This is a genomic window from Cryobacterium sp. 10I1 (assembly GCF_035019805.1).
Classification (GTDB): Bacteria; Actinomycetota; Actinomycetes; order Actinomycetales; family Microbacteriaceae; genus Cryobacterium; species Cryobacterium glucosi.
In genome coordinates this window covers 1-2,900 of sequence record NZ_JASJVF010000339.1, presented here as the reverse complement: position 1 = coordinate 2,900, position 2,900 = coordinate 1, and the positions used below count along the sequence as shown (strand labels likewise).

The following is a 2,900-nucleotide window of genomic DNA, read 5'->3' as shown; positions in this document are numbered from 1 at the left end:
TACTACGCTGAAACAAACGGCCCGATAGATATCGAAGCCGCCAACAAAACGGCGGCATGAAAACCGGGACGGTTCAGTCTGCTGTCCCATAACGACACGGCTTTGAAACACCCATAGACGGTTCTATATTTCTTGTTATCGAATTGTCTATGGACTGAGTATTCCGGTTGCGGGCGCCCACCGATGCGTGGCCGCGACGTCGGATTTCCGCCAGTCATTGGATGGCGGCTCGGGTAATTTTGAAGCGAAGCTCGCCCCGACTAGCCCCTCTCGCCGAAAGAAGCCCATGCCGACGCACACCGTCATCGACCCGGCCATTCTCTACTTCGGAACACCCGTTGCTCTTCTCAGCACGGTCGACCGCGACGGTGAAACTAATACCGCCCCGATGTCGTCTGTCTTCTGGCTTGGCCAGACCGCACTCCTCGGCATGGGCGCCCGCTCCTTGACAGCACAGAACCTCCTCGACACCGGCGAGTGCGTCATCAACCTCCCCACTGCCGAACTGGTCGATGCGGTCGATAGGATCGCTTTGACCACCGGCCACATGCCGGTTCCTCCTGGCAAGGCTCTTGTCGGATACCGCTATGAGCCCGACAAGATCAACCGTGCGGGTTTGCATTCCCGGCCGGGTGACACCGTTCGAGCAGAACGGATCGACGAATGCCCCGTCAATCTCGAAGCCCGCATCGTGCACTCTCGTCCCCTCAAGAAAGACGACCCGGCCGATGGCGATACGGTCATTTTCGAAGCCAGGATCACCCGGGTGCACGTCCACGACTCGATCCGCCTGAAGGGGTCGAAAAACCGCATCGATCCGAACCTATGGCGACCCCTGATCATGAACTTCCAGCGCTTCTATAGCCTCGGCGACGAGTTGCAACCTTCGCGCCTGGCTCAGACCGACGAGGAGTGGTACCGCTGATGACGCCCTGACAGCTCATCTCGCCAACGAGACGCCCTGGCGCCTTGCCGAACCGGTGATCAGGAATGCGACGAAATGCCCTAACCGGGCCGACTAAACACGGCAAAACGCGATCGAGAAGTGCCGAACGTCGGTGTCGTTCGTAGAACTGGACGGGCATTCTATTGTTGTGAGTGCAGGTTACGCACGTGGAGCCAGATCGGGATGGCGAAGAGTGGAATGTGGCGTGCCGGAAGATTTCTGGCAAACCAGACTGGCAGGTACGTCGGTGGCTGAGCCGCGTTCATCGCCCAGCGACTTTGCGAATCCCGTCAGCGGGCACCTCCCTGCACCGGCGATGAAAACCATTGACTCAGCGCCGATGATCGTCGAAAAGCGGCATCGGCGGTCTCCGGCGAGACTGCAACGGATGACGGATTAGAAGCCGCGATGGTTCGAGCAATCGGCGACGCCGTCTTGATGTGGTGGACATCGATGGCTTGGCTCGGGCATCTCGGAGCGTTTGGAGATCTTGGAGTCGAGCTTGGTGAAGGACTCGCACCGAAGCCCTGAACATTTTCGGTGGCTCAAAGATCACCAAGTCCGTAATCGTCCGTTCGATTGTGCAATGCGATCCGGATGGCATCTCGCAGCAATCCGTCTTGCCTCTCAGCCTCGACTCGCGCAGCGTCGATTTCGGCGTATTCCTTCATTCCCGCGTCGCCCACTTTGGGGATTTTTGCTTGGAGGATCTGTTTTCTTAACGTGTCCTCGTCGGCTTTGTTGCAGGCGTTCCAAGCGTTCAGTACGGATTGTCGAGCGATGGCCTCTGCGCGCCCGGATAAAGCGAATCGATCGGTCGACTCGTACTGTTGAGGGATATCGACACCTTCGATCTTGCCCATGCTCAGTACGGCGCTTCTGTGCTGGCTCCGTTGGGCGATGAAAGTCAAAATATCGGCGTAGAGGAGCATCTGCTTTTCCAGCAGCCGCGCCTGCCTATCTGCCGTGATCGTGCGCTTCAGAGAGACGTCCGAATTTTCCCCAGCGCGCTTTGTAGCTCGACTGGTATTCCAGAAACCGAACAATGCCACTACCAGCACGGCCACCGGCGGGAGCCACACCGAGACTGGCACGCCGATGATCGACCCGGCAGCGGGCGCTTTCGATAGTGCCGTTGTAAGGATGTCCATTCGGACAGCGTAGCGACGCGCTTTCCATCATTTGACTATGGTCTCGGCTACCTTTGCGGTCAAAGGAGAAACATGAAGATCGCACCACCCCGGTGTTCGACGACCGGCTGAGGCTCGGCACTCATAGGTCACGTCCCGCTGAGCGGTGGAGTTTCTCAACACCGTGCGGGTCAGTTGTTCTAGCTTAGGCGGCGGCGAGTTCTGGGAGGATCACCGCCTCGTCGATGACCTTGACGGGGTTGTTCATGGTGGCCAGCTCGAGCATGGATGCTTCGGAGAAGTAGCGGCGTTCGCCGGCTTCCCATTCGTCGTGCTGCTCGATCAGAACCGACCCGGCCAAGCGCAAGAGAGCGGCAGCGTTGGGGAAGACACCGACGACGTCGGTGCGGCGTTTGATCTCCTTGTTCACTCGTTCCAGCGGGTTCGTGGACCAGATCTGGCGCCAGTGCCGCCGCGGGAAAGCGGAGAAGGCAAGCAGATCGGGTTGCGCGTCGACGAGCATCGTGGCGACCTTTGGGTGCGAGCGGCTCAGCATTGTGGTCACCTCGCGGAACTGTTTCTCGATGTGTTCGCGGTCGGGCTGGGCGAAGATGGTGCGGATGATCGAGGCGACCATCTCTTGCGATCCCTTCGGCACCACGGCGAGGAGGTTTCGCATGAAATGGACCCGGCAGCGCTGCCAGCCGGCGCCCTGGAACACGGTCCCGATGGCTTTCTTGAGGCCGGTGTGAGCGTCAGACATGACCAGGTTGACCCCGTCGAGGCCGCGGGTCTTCAACGACCGCAGGAAGCTGGTCCAGAAG

General features: G+C 59.4%; 3 protein-coding genes. 1 reads left to right on the top strand and 2 read right to left on the bottom strand.

The annotated features are described in order from the left end of the window. The first annotated feature begins 286 nt into the window (after positions 1-286). Complete coding sequence (locus tag QN345_RS17610) at positions 287-925, top strand: flavin reductase family protein (protein ID WP_322140311.1); 639 nt, start codon at positions 287-289, stop codon at positions 923-925. Between the two features lie 566 nt (positions 926-1,491). Here the strand turns inward: QN345_RS17610 and QN345_RS17605 are convergent. Together QN345_RS17605 and QN345_RS17600 are read right to left on the bottom strand one after the other, a co-directional pair. Further along, positions 1,492-2,097, bottom strand: coding sequence for a hypothetical protein (locus QN345_RS17605; RefSeq protein ID WP_322140310.1), 606 nt, complete (start codon positions 2,095-2,097; stop codon positions 1,492-1,494). 184 nt (positions 2,098-2,281) lie between these two features. After that, on the bottom strand, positions 2,282-2,900 hold a 619-nt coding region (locus QN345_RS17600), incomplete at its 5' end, for an IS256 family transposase (protein WP_323508980.1).